General features: G+C 76.0%; 23 protein-coding genes. 13 read left to right on the top strand and 10 right to left on the bottom strand.

The annotated features are described in order from the left end of the window. The first annotated feature begins 64 nt into the window (after window positions 1-64). From FBY24_RS14490 to leuA, 6 genes are all read left to right on the top strand, one after another. A complete protein-coding gene (locus FBY24_RS14490) occupies window positions 65-1,021 on the top strand; it encodes a MoxR family ATPase (RefSeq protein WP_142161647.1) in 957 nt (318 codons plus the stop codon). Window positions 1,022-1,051: 30 nt separating this feature from the next. Beyond that, a complete protein-coding gene (locus FBY24_RS14495) occupies window positions 1,052-2,167 on the top strand; it encodes a DUF58 domain-containing protein (RefSeq protein WP_255432409.1) in 1,116 nt (371 codons plus the stop codon). Further along, complete coding sequence (locus FBY24_RS14500) at window positions 2,164-4,542, top strand: transglutaminase-like domain-containing protein (protein WP_142161649.1); 2,379 nt, start codon at window positions 2,164-2,166, stop codon at window positions 4,540-4,542. Before FBY24_RS14495 ends, FBY24_RS14500 begins: the two co-directional genes overlap by 4 nt. After that, window positions 4,539-5,771 (top strand): RDD family protein, encoded by a 1,233-nt coding sequence (locus FBY24_RS14505; RefSeq protein ID WP_142161651.1) that lies wholly within the window; start codon window positions 4,539-4,541, stop codon window positions 5,769-5,771. Before FBY24_RS14500 ends, FBY24_RS14505 begins: the two co-directional genes overlap by 4 nt. An 18-nt stretch (window positions 5,772-5,789) precedes the next feature. After that, entirely contained in the window at window positions 5,790-7,262 is a 1,473-nt protein-coding gene (locus FBY24_RS14510; protein WP_142161653.1) for a PQQ-binding-like beta-propeller repeat protein, read from the top strand. Window positions 7,263-7,460: 198 nt separating this feature from the next. Beyond that, window positions 7,461-9,254 carry a 2-isopropylmalate synthase gene (gene leuA, locus FBY24_RS14515; RefSeq protein WP_142161655.1) on the top strand — a complete coding sequence of 598 codons (1,794 nt, stop codon included), beginning with the start codon at window positions 7,461-7,463 and terminating at the stop codon, window positions 9,252-9,254. 103 nt (window positions 9,255-9,357) lie between these two features. Here leuA and FBY24_RS14520 read toward each other — a convergent pair whose 3' ends face one another. After that, on the bottom strand, window positions 9,358-9,987 hold the full coding sequence (locus tag FBY24_RS14520) for a GyrI-like domain-containing protein (protein ID WP_142161657.1): 630 nt from the start codon (window positions 9,985-9,987) through the stop codon (window positions 9,358-9,360). Between the two features lie 132 nt (window positions 9,988-10,119). Here FBY24_RS14520 and recO point away from each other — a divergent pair, with 132 nt between their 5' ends. From recO to FBY24_RS14535, 3 genes are read left to right on the top strand one after another with little or no spacing between them, the layout of a single operon-like run. Beyond that, window positions 10,120-10,851, top strand: a complete 732-nt coding sequence (gene recO / locus FBY24_RS14525; RefSeq protein ID WP_142161659.1) for a DNA repair protein RecO — start codon at window positions 10,120-10,122, stop codon at window positions 10,849-10,851. After that, on the top strand, window positions 10,851-11,648 hold the full coding sequence (locus FBY24_RS14530) for an isoprenyl transferase (protein WP_142161661.1): 798 nt from the start codon (window positions 10,851-10,853) through the stop codon (window positions 11,646-11,648). Before recO ends, FBY24_RS14530 begins: the two co-directional genes overlap by 1 nt. Before the next feature lie 10 nt (window positions 11,649-11,658). Beyond that, a complete protein-coding gene (locus tag FBY24_RS14535) occupies window positions 11,659-12,024 on the top strand; it encodes a VOC family protein (protein WP_222117255.1) in 366 nt (121 codons plus the stop codon). Between the two features lie 85 nt (window positions 12,025-12,109). Here FBY24_RS14535 and FBY24_RS14540 read toward each other — a convergent pair whose 3' ends face one another. From FBY24_RS14540 to FBY24_RS14555, 4 genes are read right to left on the bottom strand one after another with little or no spacing between them, the layout of a single operon-like run. Continuing rightward, entirely contained in the window at window positions 12,110-12,682 is a 573-nt protein-coding gene (locus FBY24_RS14540; protein ID WP_142161663.1) for a DedA family protein, read from the bottom strand. A gap of 52 nt (window positions 12,683-12,734) precedes the next feature. After that, window positions 12,735-13,709 carry a metal ABC transporter permease gene (locus tag FBY24_RS14545; RefSeq protein WP_255432410.1) on the bottom strand — a complete coding sequence of 325 codons (975 nt, stop codon included), beginning with the start codon at window positions 13,707-13,709 and terminating at the stop codon, window positions 12,735-12,737. Beyond that, a complete protein-coding gene (locus tag FBY24_RS14550; protein ID WP_255432411.1) occupies window positions 13,706-14,482 on the bottom strand; it encodes a metal ABC transporter ATP-binding protein in 777 nt (258 codons plus the stop codon). The genes FBY24_RS14545 and FBY24_RS14550 overlap by 4 nt, the downstream gene beginning before the upstream one ends. Beyond that, window positions 14,479-15,462 (bottom strand): metal ABC transporter substrate-binding protein, encoded by a 984-nt coding sequence (locus FBY24_RS14555; RefSeq protein ID WP_142161665.1) that lies wholly within the window; start codon window positions 15,460-15,462, stop codon window positions 14,479-14,481. Before FBY24_RS14555 ends, FBY24_RS14550 begins: the two co-directional genes overlap by 4 nt. 162 nt (window positions 15,463-15,624) lie before the next feature. Here FBY24_RS14555 and FBY24_RS14560 point away from each other — a divergent pair, with 162 nt between their 5' ends. After that, window positions 15,625-17,019 carry a glycine--tRNA ligase gene (locus tag FBY24_RS14560; RefSeq protein ID WP_142161667.1) on the top strand — a complete coding sequence of 465 codons (1,395 nt, stop codon included), beginning with the start codon at window positions 15,625-15,627 and terminating at the stop codon, window positions 17,017-17,019. Window positions 17,020-17,042: 23 nt separating this feature from the next. Continuing rightward, window positions 17,043-17,897: a DNA polymerase beta superfamily protein gene (locus tag FBY24_RS14565; protein ID WP_142161669.1), complete on the top strand. Its 855-nt coding sequence runs from the start codon at window positions 17,043-17,045 to the stop codon at window positions 17,895-17,897. Window positions 17,898-17,916: 19 nt separating this feature from the next. Here the strand turns inward: FBY24_RS14565 and FBY24_RS14570 are convergent, their stop codons facing one another. The 3 genes from FBY24_RS14570 to FBY24_RS14580 form a co-directional block, all read right to left on the bottom strand. After that, window positions 17,917-18,558: a hypothetical protein gene (locus tag FBY24_RS14570; protein ID WP_142161671.1), complete on the bottom strand. Its 642-nt coding sequence runs from the start codon at window positions 18,556-18,558 to the stop codon at window positions 17,917-17,919. Window positions 18,559-18,673: 115 nt separating this feature from the next. Further along, entirely contained in the window at window positions 18,674-19,090 is a 417-nt protein-coding gene (locus FBY24_RS14575) for a nitroreductase/quinone reductase family protein (RefSeq protein ID WP_142161673.1), read from the bottom strand. An 87-nt stretch (window positions 19,091-19,177) separates the two neighbouring features. Further along, a complete protein-coding gene (locus tag FBY24_RS14580) occupies window positions 19,178-19,438 on the bottom strand; it encodes a hypothetical protein (RefSeq protein ID WP_142161675.1) in 261 nt (86 codons plus the stop codon). A 65-nt stretch (window positions 19,439-19,503) separates the two neighbouring features. On the opposite strand from FBY24_RS14580, the gene dusB reads away from it, so the two are divergent. Continuing rightward, on the top strand, window positions 19,504-20,706 hold the full coding sequence (gene dusB / locus FBY24_RS14585; RefSeq protein WP_142161677.1) for a tRNA dihydrouridine synthase DusB: 1,203 nt from the start codon (window positions 19,504-19,506) through the stop codon (window positions 20,704-20,706). Window positions 20,707-20,716: 10 nt separating this feature from the next. Here dusB and FBY24_RS14590 read toward each other — a convergent pair whose 3' ends face one another. Further along, entirely contained in the window at window positions 20,717-21,640 is a 924-nt protein-coding gene (locus FBY24_RS14590; protein ID WP_255432412.1) for a carbohydrate kinase family protein, read from the bottom strand. 62 nt (window positions 21,641-21,702) lie between these two features. On the opposite strand from FBY24_RS14590, the gene FBY24_RS14595 reads away from it, so the two are divergent. Then, window positions 21,703-22,806, top strand: coding sequence for a glutamate--cysteine ligase (locus FBY24_RS14595; RefSeq protein WP_142161681.1), 1,104 nt, complete (start codon window positions 21,703-21,705; stop codon window positions 22,804-22,806). Between the two features lie 10 nt (window positions 22,807-22,816). Here FBY24_RS14595 and FBY24_RS14600 read toward each other — a convergent pair whose 3' ends face one another. After that, window positions 22,817-24,544, bottom strand: coding sequence for a glycoside hydrolase family 13 protein (locus FBY24_RS14600; RefSeq protein ID WP_142161683.1), 1,728 nt, complete (start codon window positions 24,542-24,544; stop codon window positions 22,817-22,819). Between the last annotated feature and the right edge of the window lie 83 nt (window positions 24,545-24,627).

A 24,627-nucleotide genomic window follows, 5' to 3' on the forward strand; every position in this document is an offset into this window, starting at 1 on the left:
CCACCCGCCCGACCCCGCCCGCCCCGACCGCCCCGCCCGCCCGCGAACCAGGAGCGCCCCGCACATGACCCCCGAGCAGACCACCTGGTTCGGCGAGACCTTCGAGGCCCTCGTCGCCAACGTCGGCCGTGCCCTGCTGGGCAAGGAGGAGCCGATCCGCCTCGTGCTGGTCGCGATGCTCGCCGAGGGGCACGTCCTGCTCGAGGACGCCCCCGGCACCGGCAAGACGTCCTTGGCCAAGGCCATCGCGGCCACCGTCCAGGGCAGCCACCACCGCATCCAGTTCACGCCGGACCTGCTGCCGTCGGACGTGACGGGCGTGACGATCTACGACCAGTCGACGCAGCGGTTCGAGTTCCACCCGGGCCCGATCTTCGCCTCGGTGGTGCTCGCCGACGAGATCAACCGGGCGTCGCCCAAGACGCAGGCGGCGCTGCTGGAGGTCATGGAGGAGGCCAACGTCACGGTCGACGGCGTGACGCACCCCGTGGGGCGCCCGTTCATGGTCATCGCGACGCAGAACCCGATCGAGCAGGCCGGCACGTACCGGCTGCCGGAGGCCCAGCTCGACCGCTTCATCCTCAAGACGTCGCTCGGCTACCCCGACCGGGCCGCGTCCGTCGAGATCCTCGCCGGCGCCAAGGACCGCACCCTCGCGCTGCACCCGCGGATCACGACGCAGGCGATCGGCACCATGGCGGACCTCGCACTGACCGTGCACGTCGACCCGGCGCTGCTGGACTACGTCGCCCGTCTGCTGGAGGCCACGCGCGACGACCCGCAGACCGCGCTCGGCGCGTCCGTGCGCGGCGGCCTGGCGCTGGTGCGGTGCGCGAAGGTCTCCGCGGCCGCCGCCGGGCGGGACTACGTCGTCCCCGACGACGTCAAGGTGCTGGCGCAGCCGGTGCTCGCGCACCGGCTCGTGCTCGACGCGGAGGCGGAGTTCGCCGGTGTCACGGCCGAGCACGTCGTCGCCCGCGTGCTCGAGCAGGTCGCGCCGCCGACGATGCGGGTGGCCTGACCGGTGCACGTCTCGCCCGTCGGGTGGGGGGTGGCCGTCCTCGCCGTGGTGTCGCTCGTGGCCGGCCGTCTCCTGGGCTGGGGCGAGCTCGCGGGCCTGGGCGTCGCCCTGGTCTGCGCCCTGCTCGTGTCCGTGCTGATGACCGCCGGGCGGCCCCGGTACGGGGTCGTGCTGGACCTCGCGGACCGGCGCGTGCGCATCGGCCAGCGTGCCGTGGGGCGGCTCGACGTCCGCAACGCGGCCCGGCGCCGCTCGCTGCCGTCGCAGGTCGAGCTGCCCGTGGGGGAGCGCACCGCCGAGCTCGCGGTGCCGTCGCTGGCGCCCGGCGCCGTGCACGACGAGCTGTTCGCGATCCCCACCGACCGGCGGGCCGTCGTCGTCGTCGGCCCGGTGCTCTCGCGCCGCGGCGACCCCCTGGGCCTGGCGCGCCGCCGGCTGCGGTGGACCGAGCCGTACGAGCTGTTCGTGCACCCCGAGGTCGTGGCGCTGGGCGGGGCGAACGCGGGCCTGCTGCGCGACCTGGAGGGCCAGGCCACGCGCGACCTGTCCGACTCGGACCTGAACTTCCACGCGCTGCGCGACTACGTCGCGGGCGACGACCGGCGGTACATCCACTGGCGCACGACCGCCCGCACGGGCCAGCTCATGGTCAAGCAGTTCGAGGACACGCGCCGCACCCTCACGACCGTCGCGCTGGCCACCGCGACGGGCGACTACGCCGACGCCGACGAGTTCGAGACCGCCGTGTCGGTGGCCGCGTCGATCGCCGTGCAGGCGATCCGCGACGAGCGCGAGGTCGAGGTGCTCGCGGGCCCGGGACGGCTGCGGACCGGCACGCCGCCGCTCCTGCTCGACGACTGCGCCCGGGTGGCGTCGACCGCCGCCGGGGCGGGCGTCGCGCTGCTGGGCCGCCGCGTCGTGCGCGAGACCCCCGACGTGTCCGTCGCCTTCCTCGTGACCGGCGGCGTGCCCACGGACGCCGAGGTGCGCCTGGGCACCCGGCACCTGCCGGCGGGCACCCGCGCGGTCGTGCTGCGCTGCACGCGGGGGGCGGACGTCGCCGTCCGCACGCAGGGCTCGACGACCCTGGCGACGCTCGGCCGGCTCGAGGACCTGCCGCGGGCGCTGCGCCGGGTGGCCGGATGAGCCCCACGTCCGCCCCGCGGGCGGTGGGTGTGCGGACCCCGTCCGCGGCCCTGACCGACCTGCTGGTCCTGCTCGCGACGCTCGCGCTCGCGCTGACCCCGCTCCTGCCCGCGTACGGCACGGGTGCGGTGCTGCCGGCACTCGTCGGCGGGCTCGTGCTCGGCACGGGCGTCGCGGTGCTGGGGGCCGTGCGCCGGTGGTCGGCGCTGTCGGTGGTCGCGGCGCTCCTGGCGGGGTACTTCCTGCTCGGCGGTGCGCTGGCGGCTCCCACCACGACCGTGGCGGGCGTCGTGCCGACGCCGGCCACCGTCACGGCGCTGGCCCGCGGGCTGGTGTCCACGTGGGCGCAGGTCGTCACGCTGCAGCCGCCGGTGGGGGCGTCGGGCACGCTGCTGGTCGCGGCGCTGGTCGTCGCCCTCGTGGGGGCAGCGGCGTCGGCGGCGCTGACGCTGCGCGTGCGCCGGTCCGGTGCGGCGGCGACCGCGGCGCTCGTGCCCCTCGTGGTGCTCGTGGCGTCGGTGGTGCTGGGGACGCGCACGCCGCCGGTGCCGCCGGTCCTCGCGGGGGTGGTCATGACCCTCGCGCTGCTGCCGTGGGCGGCGGCCCGCACCGGCACCTTCCGACCGCGCCGGGTGCTGGCGACCGGGCTGATGGCCGCGGTCGTGGCAGCCGGCGGGCTGGTCGGCGGACCGCTCGTGACCGGTTCGACGCCGCGGTTCGTCGTCCGCGACGAGATCACCCCGCCCTTCGACCCCCGCGACTACCCGAGCCCGTTGGCCGCGTTCCGGCGCATGGTCAAGCAGGACGAGACGGTGCTGCTCACCGTCGACGGGCTCCCGGCCGACGCCCGCGTCCGACTGGCGACGTTCGACCGGTACGACGGGGTGGTGTGGAACGTCGCCGGCGACGGCTCCGCGCAGGCGTCCGGGGAGTTCCGGCGCGTCGGCGACGTCGTCGAGACGTCGGCCACGGGGGAGCGCGCGACCGTCCGGGTGACGATCGAGGCGCTGCGCGGGGTGTGGCTGCCGACGGTGGGCCAGGCGACCGCGTTCGACCTGGGCGCCGACGCGGCCGACCTGCGGTACAACGACGCGACGGGCGGCGCGGTCCTCACCTCGGGCGTCCGGCAGGGCCAGACGTACGCCGTGGACGTCGTCGTGCCGACCACGCCCGACGACGACACCATCGGTGCCGCGCCCGCCGCGCCCGTCGTGCAGCCCCCGTCGGTGGGCGTCCCGCAGAGCGTGGCGGTCACCGCGGCCGACGTCGCGCGCGACGCGGGCACGCCCGTTCAGGTGGCGCGCACCCTGGAGACGTGGCTGGCCACCGAGGGGTTCTTCAGCCACGGCCTCACCGACGCCGGCGACCACCCCTCGCTCGCCGGCCACGGCGCGGCGCGCCTCGCGGCCCTGCTCGGCGGGTCGTCGATCATGGTCGGCGACGGCGAGCAGTACGCCGCGGCGATGGCCCTCATGGCCCGTGAGATGGGGCTGCCCGCCCGTGTCGTCCTCGGCTTCGTGCCGGGGGCGGGCGACGCCGGCGACGGCGGCGAGGTGACCGTCCCGACCACGGAGGACGGCGCCGTCGAGATCCGCGGCAAGGACGTCCAGGCGTGGGTCGAGGTCGCCTTCGCCGGGCACGGCTGGGTCGCGTTCGACCCCACGCCCCCGTCGTCGCAGACCCCCGAGGAGGAGGAGGAGAACACCCCCTCGGACCCGCAGCCGCAGGTCGTGCAGCCGCCGGACCTGCCCGAGGACCGCGTCGACCCGCCCGAGGACGACACCGAGCAGCCGCAGACCGAGGACGAGGAGCGCGAGAGCGCCGTCGCCCGCTGGCTGCGCGTCGTGCTCACGGCCACCGGGATCGGCCTCGCCGGCCTGCTCGTGCTGCTCAGCCCCCTGCTCGTCGTGGTGGCGCTCAAGGCACGCCGCCGACGGCGCCGCCGCGCCCTGGCGGAGCCCGTGCACCGGGTCGCGGGCGGGTGGGACGAGGTCGTCGACGCCGCCCACGACATGGGCGCGCCGCCGCCCGCGTCCGCGACCCGTCAGGAGGCCGCCGGGTCGTGGGCCGGCACGCTCGTCGCCGCGCACCCGGCCGTCGCCGCGCGCCTGCGGGCGCTCGCCGCCCGCGCCGACCGTGCGGTCTTCGGCGCCGGTGACCCCGCACCGGCGGAGGTCGACGCCTACTGGAGCGACGTCGAGGCGGTCGTCGCCGAGCTCCGCGGCACCCTGTCCCGCCGTGCCCGTCTGCGGGCGCTGGCCTCGGTGGCGTCGCTGCGGCGCCCCTCCCGGCGGGCCGGTGCGTCCGGCCCCCGGTCCCGTCCGACGCGCGGCCGGTCCGCGCGTCGTCCCCCTCGTCCCCGAGGAGAACGATGACCCGCACGTCCCTGCGACCACCGGTCGGCGACCAGCCCGCGGGGCTGGGGCGACGCTTCGTCGCCGTCGCCGTCGACCAGGTGCTCGTCCTGCTCCTCGGCGGCGGCCTGGTGGTGCTGGCCCTGGCCGACGCGGTCCGTGCCGTGGTCGGCGGCGCGGAGCCCGGGTCCGTCGCCGGCGCGGTCCCCGTGCCGCTGCTCGTCGCCGGCACCGTCGTGGCCGCCGTGCTGACCCTCGTGCAGTGGCTGCTGCACGGCCGGCTCGGCTGGACGCTCGGGCGCCTGCTGCTCGGTGTGCGCACGGTCGACGCCGACGCCCGGACGCCCGTCGGGGCGTGGCGGGTGCTCGTGCGCGGCCTCGTCGTGGCCGCGGGGGCGCTGGCGTGCGGCGTCGGCCAGATCGTGGTGCTGGCGTCACCGCTGCTGGACCGCACCGGCAGGCGTCGGGGATGGCACGACCAGGCCGTCGGCGCCGAGGTGCTCCGGGTCGACCGTCAGGAGGCCGCCCGGAGGGCGGCCCGTGCGGGTGCCCGGGCCCGGGGCACGGACGGGCCGGGCCTGGTGCCGCCGGTGCCGGGCCTCGGCGACGGCGCACCGGTGCCCGCGCAGGCCGTCCCCGTGCAGGCCGTGGCCCCCCGCCCCGGCGCCTCCTCGCCCGGGCCGGGCACGCCGTCGGCCGGCGTCCCGACCGCCACGGGCGCGCTGCGCCTGGCCCCCCTGCACCAGCAGCGCTCAGGCCCCGACCTCGACACCCGTGCGGTGCCGCTGGTGCGCCCGGGCTCGCCCGACCTCGTCTTCGGCCTCGCCCCCGAGCTGGAGATGACCCGGCCCGCACCGCCACGGGCCGACGTGCGTCCCGTGCAGCCGGAGCCGGGTGCGCGGGGCGCGCGGCTGGCGTTCGACGACGGCCGGGTCGTGGTGGTGGAGGCCAGCGCCCTCGTCGGACGCAACCCCGCACCGGCCCCGGGCGTGCAGGTCGTGCGCGTGATGGACCCGGGTCGCTCGGTGTCCAAGACGCACCTGCAGGTGGGCGTGGACGCGGACGGCGCGTGGGTCGCGGACCGCGGGTCGACCAACGGCACGGTCGTCACGCTGCCCGACGGCCAGCAGGTGGTGTGCCGGGTCGACCACCCCGTGCGGCTGCGTCCCGGCGCGACGGTGCAGCTCGGGGACTGCACGTTCCGGGTGCTGGCCGTCCCGGCGGGAGATGGACGGGCGTCCGTGCCCTGACCGTCCTAGAGTCGTGGCATGGCCGGCGACCGCCCGGCTGCGCGGATGCAGCTGGTCGAGATCGCCGACCCGGACGAGGACGTCCCGCCCGGGCCGGCGCCCTCTCGTGCGCGCCCGCCGCGCGGTCGGACCCCGGGTGACGACCCGACCCCGGGCGGTGCACGGTGGCTCCCGTGGTGGGCGTGGTCGCTCGCGGCGGTGCTCGTCCTGGTGGTCGTGGCGGCCGTCGTCGCGACCGGGGCGGTCGCCCGGCGCGCGGACGCCCGGGCCGACCGGCTCGCGCAGCTGCCGGGGTTCGTGCGGGCGCTGGACCACACGCCGCGCGAGGTGTGGCGCGCCGCCGTGCCGCACCGGTACGGCACGGTGCTGGCCGCGGGCGGGACGCTCGTCACGGTCTCGGACGTCACCGGCACGTGGACGGTCACGGGCCGTGACCCCGTGACCGGGGGAGCGGCGTGGGAGCAGGACGTGGTCGAGGTCTCCCGGGCGGGGTTCGAGACCGTGTCGGTCGTGTGCCTGCCTGGCCCGGCCGCCAGCACCCTGGTGGTGTGCGGCTGGGTGGAGCCGGGCGTCGTCTACGGGCGTCGCCAGACGCCGGAGCCGGTGGTGCCGGTGACCCGCCTCGTCGCGTTCGACGCGTCGTCCGGCGCACCCGCGGGATCCTGGCAGGTGCGCCAGCGGCTCGTGGGCGTGGGGCGCGTCGGCGACGACCTCGTGGTCGCCACGGCCACCCCCGACCGGCGGGTCCGCGTGGAGCGCCGCGCGGGGGCCGACGGCACCCTGCGGTGGGGCGTGACGAGCCAGGACGAGCGCGTGACGACCGACGGGTCGCGGCCCGACCCGCGGCTCGAGGTCGGCGAGGACCTGGTCGTGCTGACGGGCACCTCGACGGCGGTCCTCGACGCGGTGGACGGGGAACGGCTGTCCGGCAGCGCGTCGGGCCGCCAGCTGCTCGTCGTCCCCCTCACGGGTGGCGGCTTCGCGTCGTGGGCGTCCACCGGTGACGCCCGCCTGCACGACGCCGACGGCGAGGTCCGGGCCCAGGTCGTGGGCCTGCCCGTGCGGCTGTCCGCGGACGACCGCTCGTCGGGCGCGCTGCTGGTCGACCTCGGGCGCCGGGTCGTGGCGGTCGACCCCGACGACGGGGCGCAGCGCTGGGAGCAGGTGGTGCCGCTGTCGCCCGTCGCGGTCGTGGACGGCGTGGTGGTGCTGGGCGGCGACGTCGGGGTCGGTGCCGTCGACGCCGGGGACGGCGCGGTGCTGTGGCAGCAGCGGGTGCCGCAGGTCGTGCCGTTCGGGCCGGTGACCGACGGCCTCGTGGTGGTCGGCCCCGAGCCGGCCCCGGGCGACGGGTGGGCGCTCGTCGGCCGCGGGCTGCGGGACGGGGTGCGGGTGTGGTCGGTCCCGCTGCCCGACGGCGCCCGCGGGCTGGACGTGGTCGGGGGGCGCATGGTCGTGCGGACCTCCGACGAGGTGGTCGTGCTCGGCTGAGGTGCGCCCGGGTGTCCGCGGTGCGGACCGGTCGCGTGCCGGGTTGCCGCAGGTGCGGGCCACGGGGGTATGGTCGCCTGGTGCCGACGTCCCTGCTTCTCCTTCGTCGCCGCGGCGAGGCCTTCTAGGCCGGATCCTCGCCGCGGTGTGCGCCGTGCCGGCTGACCCCGCCGAGACCCCGCGACGAAGGACGACCCCATGAGCGAGCAGACGACCACCCCCGGCACGACCCCCCGGACGACCAGCGCCCCCGCCGCCGGGCGCAACCCCCAGCAGCCGTCGGGCATGCCGGCGCACCGCTACCGCCCGTTCCACGAGCAGATCACCGTCGACCTGCCCGACCGGACCTGGCCGTCGCGGCGCATGACGACCGCCCCGCGGTGGTGCGCGGTCGACCTGCGCGACGGCAACCAGGCGCTGATCGAGCCGATGAGCCCCGCCCGCAAGCTCGAGATGTTCGAGCTGCTGGTCTCGATGGGCTACAAGGAGATCGAGGTCGGCTTCCCGTCGGCGTCGCAGACGGACTACGACTTCGTGCGGATGCTCATCGAGGAGGGCCGCATCCCCGACGACGTGGTCATCCAGGTCCTGACGCAGGCGCGCGAGCACCTCATCGAGCGGACGTACGAGTCCATCGCGGGCGCCAAGCAGGCGATCGTGCACCTGTACAACTCGACGTCGGTGCTGCAGCGCGAGGTCGTGTTCCGCTCCGACGAGGACGGGATCGCCGACATCGCCGTCTCGGGCGCACGGTTCTGCAAGAAGTACGAGGAGCTCGTGCCGGACACCGAGGTGTTCTACGAGTACAGCCCCGAGTCGTACACGGGCACCGAGCTGGAGTACGCGGTGCGCGTGTGCAACGCGGTCCTCGACGTGCTGGAGCCGACGCCCGAGCGCAAGGTCATCATCAACCTGCCGGCGACCGTCGAGATGGCCACGCCCAACGTGTACGCCGACTCGATCGAGTGGATGGGCCGGCACCTGCACCACCGCGAGAACGTCGTCATCTCGCTGCACCCGCACAACGACCGTGGCACGGCGGTGGCCGCCGCCGAGCTGGGCTACCTGGCCGGTGCGGACCGCATCGAGGGCTGCCTGTTCGGCAACGGCGAGCGCACGGGCAACGTCGACCTGGTGACGCTGGGCATGAACCTGTTCAGCCAGGGCATCGACCCGCAGATCGACTTCTCCGACATCGACCGCGTGCGGCGCACGGTCGAGCGGTGCAACCAGATGCCCGTGCACGAGCGCCACCCCTACGGCGGCGACCTCGTCTTCACGGCGTTCTCCGGCTCGCACCAGGACGCGATCAAGAAGGGCCTGGACGCGCTGCAGGTGCGCGCGGACGCGGCCGGGACGAGCGTCGACGAGGTCGAGTGGGCGGTGCCGTACCTGCCCATCGACCCGAAGGACGTCGGCCGCTCCTACGAGGCGATCATCCGCGTGAACTCCCAGTCCGGGAAGGGCGGGATCTCCTACCTGCTGAAGTCCGAGCGGGACCTGGACCTGCCGCGGCGCCTGCAGATCGAGTTCTCCCAGGTCGTGCAGCGGCACACCGACACGTACGGCACCGAGGTCACGGCCGACGAGCTGTGGTCGATCTTCAGCGACGAGTACCTGCCGGCGACGCCGGGCGGGCACCTGGAGCCGTGGGGCCGGTTCGCGCTGCGCGGCACGCGCGCCACGAGCACCGAGGGCGGGCAGGACACCCTGGAGGTCGACCTCGTCGACCGCGGTGTCGAGCGGACCCTGCGCGGCACGGGCAACGGCCCGGTCGCGGCGTTCGTCGACGCGCTGGCCGAGGTCGGCGTGCGCGTGTCCGTGCTCGACTACGCCGAGCACGCGCTGTCGTCCGGCGGCGACGCCACGGCTGCCGCGTACGTCGAGTGCGCCATCGGCGACGACGTGCTGTGGGGCGTCGGCATCGACCCGTCGATCACGACGGCCTCGCTCAAGGCGATCGTGTCCGCGGTCAACCGCCACGAGCGCTGACGCGGTCCACGACGACGGTCCGGCAGCAGCCGGACGACGGCCGGTCCCGGGTGCGGGGCCGGCCGTCGTCGTCCGGCCGTCCGCGTCCCGCCGTCCTCCGTCGTCAGCCGGTCGCCGACGTCCGGGCGGGGGACACGGGCTGGCGCAGGATCGTCCGCAGGCGCTCCGGTGCGGTGCGCCGGGGGTCGCCGAGGTAGATCTCGTGGTGCCGGCCCCGCATCCGCAGCCCGCGGGCGGCGACGTGCTCGTCGTGCATCCGCGCGAGGACGGGTCCCTCGGCGTCGTACGGCCCGACGTGCAGCGTCTGCACGCACAGCCCCTCGTCGAGGGTCTCCAGGCGCAGGGCGTCGAGGGACGGTCCGCGTCCGGCGACGCGCACGGCGTCCCGTGCGGCCTCGACGACCCCGGGCGTCACGGTGCCGGGCATCATGATCATCACCGTCCACGCCCACCGGGACTTCTCGCGCGCCGTCGTGAAGGCCGCCATGTCGTCGGCCCACCACAGCGCCTCCAGGGGCATCACCGTGTGGTCCTCGCCCTGCGCGCGGCACAGGGCCTTGACCTTGTACGCGACGGGGTAGAGCGTCGCGAGCGCGTCCCGGTAGGCGTCGCAGGTGTTGGGGTCGCCCTCGCCGTCGACCATGAGGTACTGCAGCACCGGCACGGTCACCAGCTCGACGGCGCCCCGGGGCGCGCGGTACGTCGGGACGAGCCTCTTGTGGTCGGTCGTCATCGGCTGTCCTCACGGTCGGCCACCCCGGCGGTGGCGGGTCCCGTCGCCATCCTCGCGCACCGTGCCGGCACCGTGCGGCCGTCTCCGGCCTCCCCGTGCGGCGGCGTGGGCGGCACGGGGCAGAATGCTCCGGTGAGCCTCTACCGCGACGAGGCGATCGTGCTGCGGACCCACGCGCTGGGCGAGGCCGATCGGATCGTCACCCTCCTGACCCGTGGTCACGGCAAGGTCCGTGCCGTGGGCAAGGGCGTGCGTCGCACGACCTCGCGGTTCGGCTCGCGGCTGGAGCCGTTCATGCACGTCGACCTGCAGCTGAGCACCGGGCGGTCGCTGGACGTGGTGACCCAGGCCGAGACGATCGGCGCGTACGGCCGCCGCGTCGGCGAGGACTACACCCTCTACACCGCGGGCACGGTGATGCTCGAGACCGCCGAGCGCCTGGTCGAGGCCGAGCACGAGCCCGCCGTGCCGCAGTACTGGCTCCTCGTCGGAGCGGTCCGTGCGCTCGCGACCCGCGAGCACAGCCCGGGCCTCGTGCTGGACTCGTACCTGCTGCGCGCCCTGGCGATCGCCGGGTGGGCGCCGAGCTTCACCGACTGCGCCCGTTGCGGCGCGCCGGGGCCGCACCACGCGTTCGCGCCCGCGGTCGGCGGTGCCGTCTGCGGCGCGTGCCGCCCGCCCGGTGCCGCAGCGCCCGCGCCGGAGACGTTCACGCTGCTCGCGGCCCTGCTCGGCGGCGACTGGCCGGTCGCCGACGCCAGCCACGAGCGGCACCGCGTCGAGGGCAACGGCCTCGTCGCGGCCTTCTGCCAGTTCCACCTCGAGCGCCGCCTGCGCTCGCTGCCGATGGTCGAGAGGATCTGATGCCCGTCCCGCCCCCGCCCCACCCGAGCGGTGCCCGCCCCCCGGCGGTCCCGCGCGCCCTGGTGCCCAAGCACGTGGCCGTCGTCATGGACGGCAACGGCCGCTGGGCCAACGCCCGTGGTCTGCCGCGCACGGCCGGGCACGAGGCGGGCGAGGCCTCGCTGATCGAGGTCGTGGCCGGTGCGATCGAGGTCGGCGTCACGCACGTGTCGGCGTACGCGTTCTCGACGGAGAACTGGTCGCGCTCGCCCGACGAGGTGCGGTTCCTCATGGGGTTCAGCAAGGACGTGCTGCGCCGCCGGCAGGACACCCTGGACTCGTGGGGCGTGCGCATCCGCTGGGCGGGGCGCCGTCCGCGCCTGTGGCGGTCGGTCGTCTCCCAGCTGGAGGAGGCGGAGCGCGCCACGGCGGGCAACTCGACGTGCACGCTCACGATGTGCGTGAACTACGGCGGACGCGCGGAGATCGCCGACGCGGCGCAGGCGATCGCCCGTGAGGTCGCGGCGGGCAGGCTGAAGCCGGACAAGGTCAACGAGAAGATGTTCGCGCGGTACCTCGACGAGCCCGACATGCCGGACGTCGACCTGTTCCTGCGGTCGTCCGGCGAGCAGCGGATCTCCAACTTCCTGCTCTGGCAGTCGGCGTACGCGGAGATGATCTTCCTCGACGAGCCGTGGCCCGACGTGGACCGCCGGCACCTGTGGCGGGCGGTCGAGCAGTACGCGCGGCGCGACCGGCGCTACGGCGGGGCGGTGGACCGGCCCGGGGCGACCGCGCCCGTGGGTGGCGCCCGCTAGCGTGCCGTCCATGACGAGCACGGGTGTGCGGGTGGGGATGGTCACGTTCGACACGCGCGACGCGGTGCGCCTCGCGTCGTGGTGGGCGGGCGCGCTGGGTGGCCGGGTCGAGCAGCACGAGGGGTTCGCGATGCTGCTGCCCGCTGCGCCGGGCGGGCTGACCCTGGGCTTCCAGCAGCTCGACGACCCGACCCCGGGCAAGAACCGGCAGCACCTCGACCTCGCGGCGGACGACGTCGCGGCCACGGTCGGGCGTCTGGTCGCCGCGGGGGCGCAGCCGGTCGGGGAGCACTCCCTGCCGGACGGCTTCACGTGGACGGTGCTGGCGGACCCCGACGGCAACCAGTTCTGCGTGTCGCCCGCGCACGGCTCCTGACGGCCGGTCCGGCCCCGCACGGCCACAGGGCGGGCGCCGGTCGGGCACCGGGCCAGGCGCAGGCGTCGGGTCGGGCGCCGGGGCCTCAGGTGTCGTGGCGGTCGGGATCGGCGACGACGAGCGCGGGCTCGGTGCGCCGGCGGCGGCGCACCGCGGCGCCCACGACCGTCCCGAGCACGAGCACGACCGCACCGAGCGCGGCGAGCCCCCACGGCGACCCGGCGGCGAGCGTGACGGCGCCCCAGACGGCCCCCATGCCGACCGTGCCCCACACGACCGCCCAGGCGGCGGAGCCGGGGAGCGACGCGAGCGTGAAACGCAGGTACGGCATGCGCACGAGGCCCGAGCCGAGGAACACCGCGGTCTGCACGCCGACCGTGACGTAGGCCAGGGTCACGGCGGCCGGCCCCCACCGGTGCACGAGGGCGATGCCCCGCCGGGCCCCGGGGGTCGCGGAGACCCGCGCGGCCCGCTCGACGGTCCGCTGCCACCCGGCGGGTCCGCGGCGGCGCAGACCCTCGTGCTGCGCACCGCGGGCGACGGCCCGCCCGGCCCAGTACGTCAGGTGCGAGCGGGCGAGGACGATGGCGAAGAGGGCGACGAGCACCACGGCGACGGGCAGCCCGCCGAGCCCGTACTCGCGCGCGACGTCCGTCATGCCCCCGATCCTACGTGGCTCCTGAGGTCTGCCTAACCTGCGCCCGGGCGGGTCACCCGGCCGGGCGCGTGGCCGGCGCCGGCGTGCAGGCGTCGTCGCCGACGGCCGTGCGGCCCTGCGGGGGCAGGTCGACGTCGTCGGGGACCGAGGGGTGCGGGTCGCCCGGCGTCGGGCGTCGCCGCTGGACGAGCGGCCGCACCACCGAGCCCGCCGCGTACAGGCCGATCGCGAGCACGACGATCGTCGCGCCCGGCGGGACGTCGTTCCAGTAGGTGAACGTCAGGCCGACGACGCTGACGACGACGCCGATCGCCGACGCGACGGCCATGGTGCGGCCGAACGACCGGGCGAACAGCTGCGCGGTCGCGACCGGGACGATCATCAGGGCGCTGACGAGCAGCAGCCCGACGACGCGCATCGCGATGGTGACGGTCAGGGCGGCGAGCGCGGCCACGGCCATCGACACCAGGCGCACCGGCAGACCGCTGGCGCGCGCGAACTCCTCGTCGTGGCTCACGGCGAACAGCACCCAGCGCAGGCCCACGCCGACGCCGAGCACGAGCACGGCCAGCGCCACCGTCCACCACAGGTCGGCGGTGGTGACGGTGGCGATCGAGCCGAACAGGTAGCTCATGAGGTTGGCGTTGGTGCCGCCGGCGACCTTGATGAGCAGCACGCCGCCCGCGATGCCGCCGTAGAACATGATCGCCAGCGCGAGGTCGCCGCTCGTGCGGCCGCGCTCGCGCACCAGCTCGATCACGACGGCACCGACGACGGCCGCGACGACCGCCCCGGGCACGGCGAGCGCGTCGGCCGGGCTCACGGCCGCCCAGCTGCCGACGAGCCAGCCCAGCGCCACACCGGTGAGGGCGACGTGGCCGACGCCGTCGCCCATGAGCGCGAGGCGCCGCTGGACGAGGAACGTGCCGACGACGGGGGCGGTCGCGCCCACCAGGACGGCCGCGACGAGCGCCCGCTGCATGAGGGGCGAGGTGAGCATGAGCGCGAGCTCGGACCACCAGGTCACGGGGCCACCCCCAGCGTGAGGTCGGGGCCGTCCTGCGGCGTGGCGGGGTCGGCGTGCGGGTGGGTGTGGTCGTGCCCGGCGCCGCCGTGCTCGGCACGCGCGTGGACGGGGTCGCCGTCGTGCACGACGCGCCCGTGCCGCAGCACCACGGTCCGGTCGATCAGCGGGGCGAAGGGGCCGATCTCGTGCAGGATCACCACGACGGTCGTGCCCTCGTCGCGCAGGCGCGCGACGGTGGAGACGAAGGCCTCCTGGGTGGGCAGGTCGATGCCGGACGTCGGCTCGTCGAGCACGAGCAGCCGGGGACGGCGCACGAGCGCCCGGGCGATGAGGACCCGCTGCTGCTGCCCGCCGGAGAGCTCCTGCACGCGACGGTCCTGCAGGTCGCCGACGCCGAGCTCGGAGAGGGCGGCCCGGGCGCGGGCCCGGCGGTCGCGCGGCGGGACGAGCCGTCGGCCGTGCAGGGTGCCGGAGACGACGACCTCGAGGGCGGTGGTGGGCACGCCCCCGCCGGCGGCCATGCGCTGGGGCACGTACCCGACGCGGTCCCAGGGCACGCGCGGGCCCAGCGGTGCGCCGAGCAGGCGGACCTGCCCGGCGGCCAGGGGCACGACCCCGAGGAGGGAGCGCACGAGCGTCGACTTGCCCGACCCGTTGGCGCCCAGGAGCGCGAGCACCTGGCCGGACGGGACGAGCAGGTCGACGCCGCGCACGATCTGCTGGCCGCCCAGCGTCACGTGGACGCCGGTGGCCTCGAGCGCTGCTTCGGTCACGAGCAGGACAATGCCACGCTCAGCGCGTCGAGGTTGGCCTCGGCGACCGAGAAGTAGTCCTGCGTCTCGTCGGTCAGGCCCTCCAGCGGGTCGAGCAGGGCGGCCTCGACGCCGAGGTCGGCGGCCAGGGTCTCGGCGACCTTGGGGCTGACGAGGGTCTCGAAGAAGATCGTCGTGACGCCCTCGGCCTCGACGAGCTCGCCGACCTCGCGCAGACGGGCGGGGGACGGCTCGGCCTCGGGGTCGAGACCGGAGATGCCGACCTGCTCGAGGTCGTAGCGCAGCGCCAGGTACCCGAACGCCTCGTGCGAGGTCACGAACGTGGTGCGCTCGCAGGTGGCCAGGCCGGCGGCGTAGGCCTCGTCGAGGGCCGTGAAGCGGTCGGCGAGCTCGTCGGCGTTGGCCTGGTAGGTGGCGGCGCCGTCGGGGTCGACCTCGGCGAGGGCGTCGGCGACGGCCTGCGCGACGGCGGGCATGCGGCTGGGGTCGAGCCAGAAGTGCGGGTCGAGCTCGCCCTCCGCGTGCTCCTCCTCGGCGTGCTCGTGCTCGTCCTCGGCGTGCTCCTCGTCGGCGTGCTCGTCCTCCGCCCCGTGGTCGTGGCCGTCGTCGGCGCCCGTGACCTGCAGGTCGGCGACGTCGGTGGCGTCGACGACGTGCGCGGGGGCGGACTGCTCGACGGCCTCGTCCACGGCGGCCTGGAAGCCGGACTGGTAGACGACGAGCTGCGCGGCGGAGACGGACGCGACCTGGGCGGGGGAGAGCTCGACGTCGTGCGGCTCGGCGCCCGGGGGCGTGAGGGAGGTGACGGCGACGCGGTCGCCGCCGACCTGCTCGGTGACGAGCTGCAGCGGGTAGAACGACGCCAGGGCCTCGACCGCGGCGTCGTCCGAGCCGCCTGCCGGAGCGGCGCCGGACGAGCAGCCGGCGACGAGGAGGGCGGGGAGCGCGAGCAGCGCGAGGGCGCGGGAGGACCTGGACATGAGACCGATTCTCACCGAACCCGAGAATGGTTGTCAAAGTCGCAGGTGCCGGCGGGTGCGCGCGGCGTTGCGCCCGTCCGGGCCGCCTGCGCCCGCCGGTAGCCTGGGGAGGTTGTGCCCCGCGGCATCCGGTCGCGGGCTTCCTCGACCCAGGAGAACCTCGTGGCACCGTCCGCAGCACCCTCACGCCTCGACGCCGTCGTCGCCCTCGCCAAGCGCCGCGGGTTCGTCTTCCCCAGCGGTGAGATCTACGGCGGCACGCGGTCGGCCTGGGACTACGGGCCGCTGGGCGTCGAGCTCAAGGAGAACATCAAGCGCCAGTGGTGGCGCACGATGGTGCAGGGCCGTGACGACGTCGTCGGCCTCGACTCCTCCGTGATCCTTCCCCGCCAGGTGTGGGTGGCCTCGGGCCACGTCGGCGTGTTCACCGACCCGCTCACCGAGTGCCTGTCGTGCCACAAGCGGTTCCGCGAGGACCACCTCCTGGAGGACTTCGAGGCCAAGAAGGGCCGCGCCCCGGAGAACGGCCTGGCCGACCTCGCGTGCCCCAACTGCGGCACCCGCGGGCGCTGGACCGAGCCGCGCGACTTCAACATGATGCTCAAGACGTACCTCGGCCCGGTCGAGGACGAGTCCGGGCTGCACTACCTGCGGCCCGAGACCGCGCAGGGCATCTTCGTGAACTTCCGCAACGTGTACACCGCGGCGCGCATGAAGCCCCCGTTCGGCATCGGCCAGATCGGCAAGTCGTTCCGCAACGAGATCACGCCCGGCAACTTCATCTTCCGCACGCGCGAGTTCGAGCAGATGGAGATGGAGTTCTTCGTCGAGCCCGGCACCGACGAGACGTGGCACCAGTACTGGATCGACGCGCGCACCGCCTGGTACACCGACCTCGGCATCAGCCCGGACAACCTGCGCCACTACGAGCACCCGGCCGAGAAGCTCTCGCACTACTCCAAGCGCACGGTCGACATCGAGTACCGCTTCGGCTTCACCGGCGGGGAGTGGGGCGAGCTCGAGGGCATCGCCAACCGCACCGACTTCGACCTGTCGACGCACGGCGAGCACTCCGGCCAGGACCTGGCGTACCGCGACCAGGCCAAGAACGAGAAGTACGTGCCCTACGTCATCGAGCCCGCCGCGGGCCTGACGCGCTCCCTCATGGCGTTCCTGGTCGAGGCGTACCACGAGGACCAGGCGCCCAACACCAAGGGCGGCGTCGACACCCGCGTCGTGCTGCGCCTCGACCCGCGCCTGGCGCCGGTCAAGGCCGCGGTGCTGCCGCTGTCGCGCAACGAGCAGCTCTCGCCCAAGGCCCGCGACCTCGCGGCCGAGCTGCGCCGCAGCTGGAACGTCGACTTCGACGACGCGGGCGCGATCGGGCGCCGGTACCGCCGTCAGGACGAGATCGGCACGCCGTTCTGCATCACCGTCGACTTCGACACGCTCGAGGACCACGCCGTGACCATCCGGCACCGGGACGAGATGACGCAGGAGCGGGTCGCGCTCGACCAGGTCGCCGGGTACCTCGCCCAGCGCCTCGTCGGCGCCTGAGGCCCGTGCCGACGGGCGCACCCGTGCCTGCGGGCGCCGGCGCGCCCGTCGGCGTCGCGCCGCGCAGCCGCGACCTGCCGGCGTCCTTCGACGCGCAGGTCGTGGCCGCGGTCGACGCACGCCTGGCGGGCGTCGCGCGCGAGCACGGCGTGGCCGTGCCGTGGGCGGTCGAGAGCGGCAGCCGCGCGTGGGGCTTCCCCTCGCCCGACAGCGACTACGACTGCCGGTTCCTGTACGTGCGCACCGTGGACGCGTACCTCGACCCGTGGCCCGCGCGCGACGTGGTCGAGACCCCGCTGGACGCCGTCCTCGACGTCAGCGGGTGGGACGTGCTCAAGGCCGTGCGGCTGGCGGTGGCGGGCAACGCGACCGTCGGGGAGTGGTTGCGGTCCCCGCACGTCTACGCCGGCCACGAGGACTTCCGCGAGGAGCTGCTCGCGCTCGTCGACGCCGTCAGCGACCGGGCGCGCGTCGTGCGGCACTACGCGCACGTCGGCGCCGACCACTGGGACCGCTCCGGCGCGGCCGCGGGTCGGACGGTGCCGCTGAAGAAGGTGCTCTACGCGGTGCGTCCCGCGGCGGTGCTGGCGTGGTTCGACGCGCACCCGGGCGCGCTGGTCCCGCCGATGGCGCTCGACGCGCTCCTCGACGGCGCACCCGTGCCCGGGGACGTCCGCGCCGCCGTGGCGGACCTCGTCGCGGCCAAGGCCGTCACGCGCGAGCTCGGCACCGGTGTCGTGCCGCCCGTCCTGCGCGCCTGGGTGCAGGGCCGCCTCGACCGGTCGGACCTCCCGGCCACCCACGACGCGTCCGAGCCGGAGCGTCGGGCGCGGGCGGCCGACGGGTTCCGTGCGCTCGTGCGCCGGTGGGCGCCCTGACGTCCGACGCCCCGGTCGGTCAGCCGGCGAGCCGGGCAGCGAGGTCGTGCACCGCGGCCGGGACGTCCCCGGCCTGGCAGCCGGCCCGGTCGTCGGTCGTGCAGCCGGCGACCTCGACCTCGCCGCCGCGGACGTAGGCGACCCCGGAGGACACCTCGGCGAAGGAGTCCGTGGCCGGCGGGCGGACCGCCAGGACGTAGGCCCGGCGGTCCGTCGAGTCCCCGTCGAGCGCGAACGTCGGGACCTCGACGAGCGTGCGGCCCTCCTCCGCGTCGCCGACCCACCACAGCACGTGGGTGACGCCGTCGGGCACGAGCCCGGCGTAGGCGACCCGGTCGAGGCCGTCGCCCAGGGTGGCCGACGCGCGGTCCTGGTCCAGCGGCAGGCCGGCGTGCTCGCCGCCCCAGCCGACGTCGAGGACCCCGTCGCGGACCTGCAGCGTGACCTGCCGGCCGTGCAGGGACCCGACGTCCTCGGCGCCGGGGTCCACGGACGTGACCGCACCGACCCCCGGGGCCAGGCCCGTGCGGGTGCCGTGCAGCATCAGGCCCTCGGTCAGCAGGAACCACACGAGCGCGGCCACGACGAGCGCGCCCACGACCCCTGCCGTCCCGCCGACCACGCGCAGCGGCCTGCGCGCCGCACCCTGACGAACCGCCACGTCCCCCATGCTGCCCCCCGAGCCGGTGCCGATGTCCTCGCAGGCTAGCGGCCGGGGACGGCCCGCGTCCGGGACTTGCCGGTGCGGGTCCGCGCCCGTCGGAGCGCCCGGGCCGTCAGGGGGTGCGACGGGTCAGCGCGACCACGGGGATGGTCCGCGTCGTCTTCTCCTGGTAGCCGCGGAACCCGTCGGACGCCGCGGTGAACCGTGCCCAGGCGGTGTCGCGACCGGCGCCCGTGAGCTCGCGCGCGTGCACGGGCACGGTCCCGTCGTCGGGGGTCTCGACGACGGTGTCGGGGTGGGCGAGCAGGTTGTGGAACCACGCGGGGTGCTCGGGCGCACCGGCCTTCGACGCCGCGACGAGCCACGTGTCCTCGTCGTCACGGATCGCGAACACCGGCGAGACGCGCGCGGCGCCCGTGCGCGCACCGGTGTGGTGCAGCAGGACGAGGCTGCGGCCGAAGCCCATGGTGGTCACGGTGCCGCCGTTCGCGCGGAACTCGGCGACGATCTGCTCGTTCCAGTCGGCCATGGGTGCTCCTCCTGCCGGGTGCGGGCACGGCTGCGCCCGGGTGCCAGCCTGCCCCAGCGGTGCCCGGCGGCGCGACCGCGCGTGCGCTCAGGGCTGCGGCGGCGCCACGAGCAGGTCCGCACCGGCGCGGGCGCGGACCTGGGCGACGTGGTCGGCGTCGCCCGGCAGGCCGGCACGCACGAGCAGGGCCGCGACCTGCTCGTCCGTCAGCGGCGACGGGCCGCCGCGCAGGGCGGCCGCCATGGCGAGGGAGGCGACCACGCCGTCGACCGCGTCGCCGGGGGTGCCCTCGAGGAAGGCGGGCACGCCGGGCGGCAGGAACGAGGGGAGCGGGGAGTCGTCGGTCACGCCCCGATCGTCGCAGGTCGGGCCCCGTCCGCGGACCCGCCCCGCCGTCGGGCGACAATGGGGGCATGACCACGACGCCCGAGACGCTCCCGGCCGCCGCGGGCGACGCGCGCGCCCCCGGCGCGGTGCTCCCGCCGCTGCACATCGGCCCCCTCACCGTCACGACGCCCGTGGTGCTCGCGCCCATGGCCGGGGTGACCAACGCCGCGTTCCGGCGGCTGTGCCGCGAGTCGGGCGCGGGCCTGTACGTCGCCGAGATGGTCACCAGCCGCGCGCTCGTCGAGCGCAGCCCCGAGTCGTTCCGCATCATCTCGTTCGAGCCCGACGAGGTCCCGCGCTCCGTCCAGCTCTACGGCGTCGACCCCGTGACGATCGGTGCGGCGGTGCGCCTGCTCGTCGAGGAGGACCGTGCCGACCACGTCGACCTGAACTTCGGCTGCCCGGTGCCCAAGGTCACCCGCCGCGGCGGCGGAGCCGTGCTGCCGTGGAAGCGGGAGCTGTTCGCCTCGATCGTGCGCGCCGCGGTCGACGCGGCCCGGCCGCACGGCGTGCCGGTGACCGTGAAGATGCGCAAGGGCATCGACGACGACCACCTCACCTACGTCGAGGCCGGCCTGACCGCCCAGGACGCCGGCGTCGCGTCCGTCGCGCTGCACGGCCGCACCGCCGCCGACTACTACTCCGGCACCGCCGACTGGGACGCGATCGCCACCCTCAAGGAGGCCGTGACCGACATCCCCGTGCTCGGCAACGGCGACATCTGGTCCGCCGAGGACGCCCTGGCGATGGTCGCGCACACCGGCTGCGACGGCGTCGTCGTCGGCCGTGGCTGCCAGGGCCGCCCGTGGCTGTTCGCCGACCTCGCCGCCGCGTTCGCCGGCTCCGACGAGCGCATCCGCCCCGGCCTCGGCGAGGTCGCACGGGTCGTGCGCCGTCACGCCGAGCTCATGGTCGACCACTTCGGCGAGGAGTCGAAGGCGCTGCGCGAGATGCGCAAGCACATGGCCTGGTACCTCAAGGGCTACGTCGTCGGTGGGGAGACCCGGGCCGCGCTCGGGCTGGTGTCCTCCCTCGCCGAGCTCGACGACCGCCTCGCGGGCCTCGACCTCGACCAGCCGTACCCGGGCGACGCCGCCGAGGGCCCGCGCGGGCGTGCCGGCTCCCCGAAGCGCCCGATCCTGCCCTACGGGTGGCTGGACTCGCGCGAGCTGTCCGAGGACTTCCGCCGCGACCTGCACGAGGCCGAGCTGTCCGTCTCCGGCGGCTGAACCGGCCGCCTCACCGGGAACGGACCTCGACGCAGCCGGCGAGAGCCGCGACGGCCTGCGCGCTCGCCCCCGGCGCGCCGAGCCCCTCCTGCCCGACGGCCAGCGCCCCGGTGGCCGCGGCCCGTGCCAGCGCCCCCGGCACGGGCACGCCCGTCAGGGTGGCCTGCAGCAGCCCCGCCACGAACGCGTCGCCGGCGCCCTCGGCGTGCACGTCGCCGTCCACCGGGGCGGTCCCGACCTCGAACCACCGCTCCCCGTCGCCGTCGTGCGCCAGCGCGAGAGCCCCGGCGGCGCCCAGCGTGCACACGGCCAGGCGGGCGCCCTCGGCGACCCGGGCGCGCAGGTACGCGGCCGGGTCGTCCAGGCGCACGGCGCTCGCGACGACGACGTCGGCCGCCGCCGTGAACGCCCGCGCGTACCCGTCGGCCGCGCCGTCGTCGTCGTGCACGTCGCACCACAGCGGCACCCCGCGCCCGCGGGCGGCGACCAGCAGCGGCCGGCTGTGCTCGGCCAGGTCGGCGACGGCGGCGCCGGCACCGTCGAGCGCCGGCCCCAGGTCGACGGGCCGCACGGGTACGGCCGCCTCGGGAAGCGTGAGGTAGAGCGACACGCGGCCGCCCGTGGGGTCGAGGAGGTTCAGGTGCCGCTCGGTCGCACCGTCACGGGCCGGCAGGGCGTGCAGCGTCAGACCCGGCCGGTCGAGCGCGGCCCGCACCCGCCGGCCCGCGTCGTCGTCGCCGAGCAGGGTGCGCAGGTGCACGTCCACGCCCAGCGCCGCGAGCGTGACGGCCTTGCCGGCCGACGTGCCGCCGAGCCCGTCGGCCCATCGCTGCGCGAACGCGGTGTGCGGTCGGGGCTCGGGCAGCCGCGCCACGTGCACCACCGTGCTCCACGACGCGGGACCGGTGACCAGGACGCGGGGGAGGGCGCTCACGGGGGCGGGCCGAGGATCGTCCGTCATGCGCGCCGGCGCCGGTGGCAGCAGACTCGTCCCTCATGCGGACCGTGGGCGTCGAGGAGGAGTACCTGCTGGTCGGGGCGGGCGGAGAGCCGGCGCCGGCGGCGGACGAGGCGCTGGCCTCCGACGGGCGGACGCACCCGGAGCAGCGCGACGACGGGCGCCCCGGCGGCGTCCTCGAGCACGAGCTGAAGGCCGAGCAGCTGGAGACCGGCACGCACCCGTGCACCGACCTGCCCGCGCTGCGGGCCGAGCTGCGGGAGGGCCGGTCGCGGGCCGCCGCGGCCGCGGCCGACGCCGACGCCCGGCTCGCAGCGCTGGCGACGTCGCCGCTCGCGGGGGAGTCGCGCACCACGCCCGGGTGGCGGTACCACCGCATGGTCCGCGAGTACGCGGTGGTCGCGCGCGAGCAGCTCACCGGTGGCTGCCACGTGCACGTGGGCGTCGCCGACGACGAGGAGGGCGTGGCCGTCCTCGACCGGATCGGCGCGTGGCTGCCCGTGCTCCTCGCGCTGAGCGCGAACTCCCCGTACTGGCACGGCGAGGACACCGGCTACGCCAGCTACCGCTCGCAGGTGTGGCACCGCTGGCCGACCGCCGGCCCGACGGCACCGTTCGGGTCCGCGACGGCCTACCGGGGCGTCGTCGACGCGCTGGTGACCAGCGGCGCGGCGCTCGACGAGGGGATGGTCTACTTCGACGCCCGGCTCTCGCACCGGTACCCCACGGTCGAGGTGCGCGTCGCCGACGTGTGCCTGCGCGCCGACGACGCGCTGCTCGTCGCCGCGCTGACCCGAGCGCTCGTCGAGACCGCGGCGCGCGAGGCGGCCGACGGCGTCGCCCCGGCGACCGACCGGGAGGAGCTCCTGCGCGCCGCGACCTGGCGGGCCGGCCGGTCGGGCCTGACGTCCGAGCTCGTGGTCCCGCCCGCCTTCGCGCCGGTCAGCGCGCAGGCGGGGGTCCGTGCGCTGCTCGACCACGTGGGCCCGGCCCTCGACGACACCGGCGACACGGCGCTGGTCGCCGACCTCCTCGGCGCCGTCTGGGTGCGGGGCACGGGCTCCGCCGAGCAGCGCCGCTGGGCCCGCGACGGCGGCCTGTCCCGCGTGGTCGAGCACGCGGTCGAGGCCACCGTCGCGTGACACGGTCACGTCAGTCCTGCGCGCGCAGCCACACGGTGGTGCCGGCGGGCAGCCGCGGGTCCGCTGAGGTGCCGCCGAGGGGGTCGGAGGTCAGCAGCACCTGCGCGCCCGCGGGCAGCGGGTGGTCCTCCTCGGAGAGGTTCGCGACCACCACGACGTCGCCGTTGCGGAACGCGAGCACGTGCTCGTCGGTCACCTCCGGCAGCCACGCCATGCCGCCGCTGCCCAGCGCGCGCTCGCGGCGCAGGCGCAGCGCGGCCTTGTAGAGCTCGAGCGTCGACCCCTCGACCCCGCGCTGGCGGTCGGCGGCGAGGTCGGCCCACGCCGCCGGCTGGGGCAGCCACGTCGCCCCGGTCGGCGAGAAGCCCAGGCCCGGCGCGTCGCCCTCCCACGGCAGCGGCACCCGGCACCCGTCCCGGCCGCGCTCGGCACCACCCGTGCGGAAGAACGCCGGGTCCTGGCGCAGGTCGTCGTCCAGGGACGTGTGGTCGGGCAGGCCCAGCTCCTCGCCCTGGTACAGGTACGCCGACCCCGGCAGGCCCAGCATGAGCAGCGTCGCGGCCCGCGCCCGGTGCAGCCCCAGCGCGGCGTCGGGCTGCTCGTCGCCCGCGCCGATGCCGTTGGGCCGGTGCGTCGGGTCCGACAGGCCCAGGCGCGACGCGTGCCGCACCACGTCGTGGTTCGACATCACCCACGTCGTCGGCGCACCCACCGCGTCGTTCGCGGCGAACGACGCGGCGATCACCCGGCGCAGCGACGGCCCGTGCCACCCGGCCGCGAGGAACGCGAAGTTGAACGCCTGGTGCATCTCGTCGGGGCGCACGTACCGGGCCAGCCGCGACAGCGGCTCGACCCACGCCTCCGCGACCATCGCGCGCCCCGCGTACCCGTCCAGCACCGCACGCCACGCCCGGTAGATCTCGTGCACGCCGTCCTGGTCGAACATCGGCCCGTGGTTGCCGGACCCGTCGACCGCCTCGGTCGCGTCCGCGTCGTCGGTGCCCTCGATCATCGACACGTGCCCGTGCCAGTCGGGCAGCCCCGGCTCCTTGACCATGCCGTGCGCGACGTCGACGCGGAACCCGTCCACGCCCCGGTCGAGCCAGAACCGCAGCACGTCCTCGAACTCGGCACGCACCTCGGGGTTCTCCCAGTTGAGGTCCGGCTGCTTGGCGTCGAACAGGTGCAGGTACCACTGGCCCGGCGTGCCGTCGGGGTTCGTCGTCCGGGTCCACGCGGGCCCGCCGAAGATCGACTCCCAGTTGTTCGGGGGCTCGTCGCCGCCCGGTCCGCGGCCGTCGCGGAACAGGTAGCGCTCGCGGGCCGGCGACCCGGGGGCCGCGGCGAGCGCCTCGACGAACCAGGCGTGCTCGTCCGACGTGTGGTTCGGCACGAGGTCCACCACGACGCGCAGGCCGAGGGCGTGGGCGCGGGCCACGAGCGCGTCGGCGTCGGCGAGCGTGCCGAACAGGGGGTCGACGTCGCGGTAGTCGGCGACGTCGTACCCGGCGTCGGCCTGCGGCGAGCGGTAGAAGGGGGACAGCCACACGGCGTCGACGCCGAGGTCGACGAGGTGGTCGAGGCGGGCGGTGATGCCGGGCAGGTCGCCGACGCCGTCGCCGTCGCCGTCCGCGAACGAGCGCGGGTACACCTGGTAGATGACGGCGTGCCGCCACCAGGGGCTGTCGTCACCGTCCGGGCGGTGGACGAGCGTGTCGGGGAGGGTCTGCGTGGTCACGGGGGACGTGCCTCTCGTCGGGTGCGGGGAGGGTGCGTCGCCGGGACGGCCGGGTGCGCCGGCCGTGCTGGGGCGTGCGGGGG

Origin of the sequence: Cellulomonas sp. SLBN-39 (genome assembly GCF_006715865.1) — a bacterium.
In the GTDB taxonomy this organism is placed as follows: domain Bacteria; phylum Actinomycetota; class Actinomycetes; order Actinomycetales; family Cellulomonadaceae; genus Cellulomonas.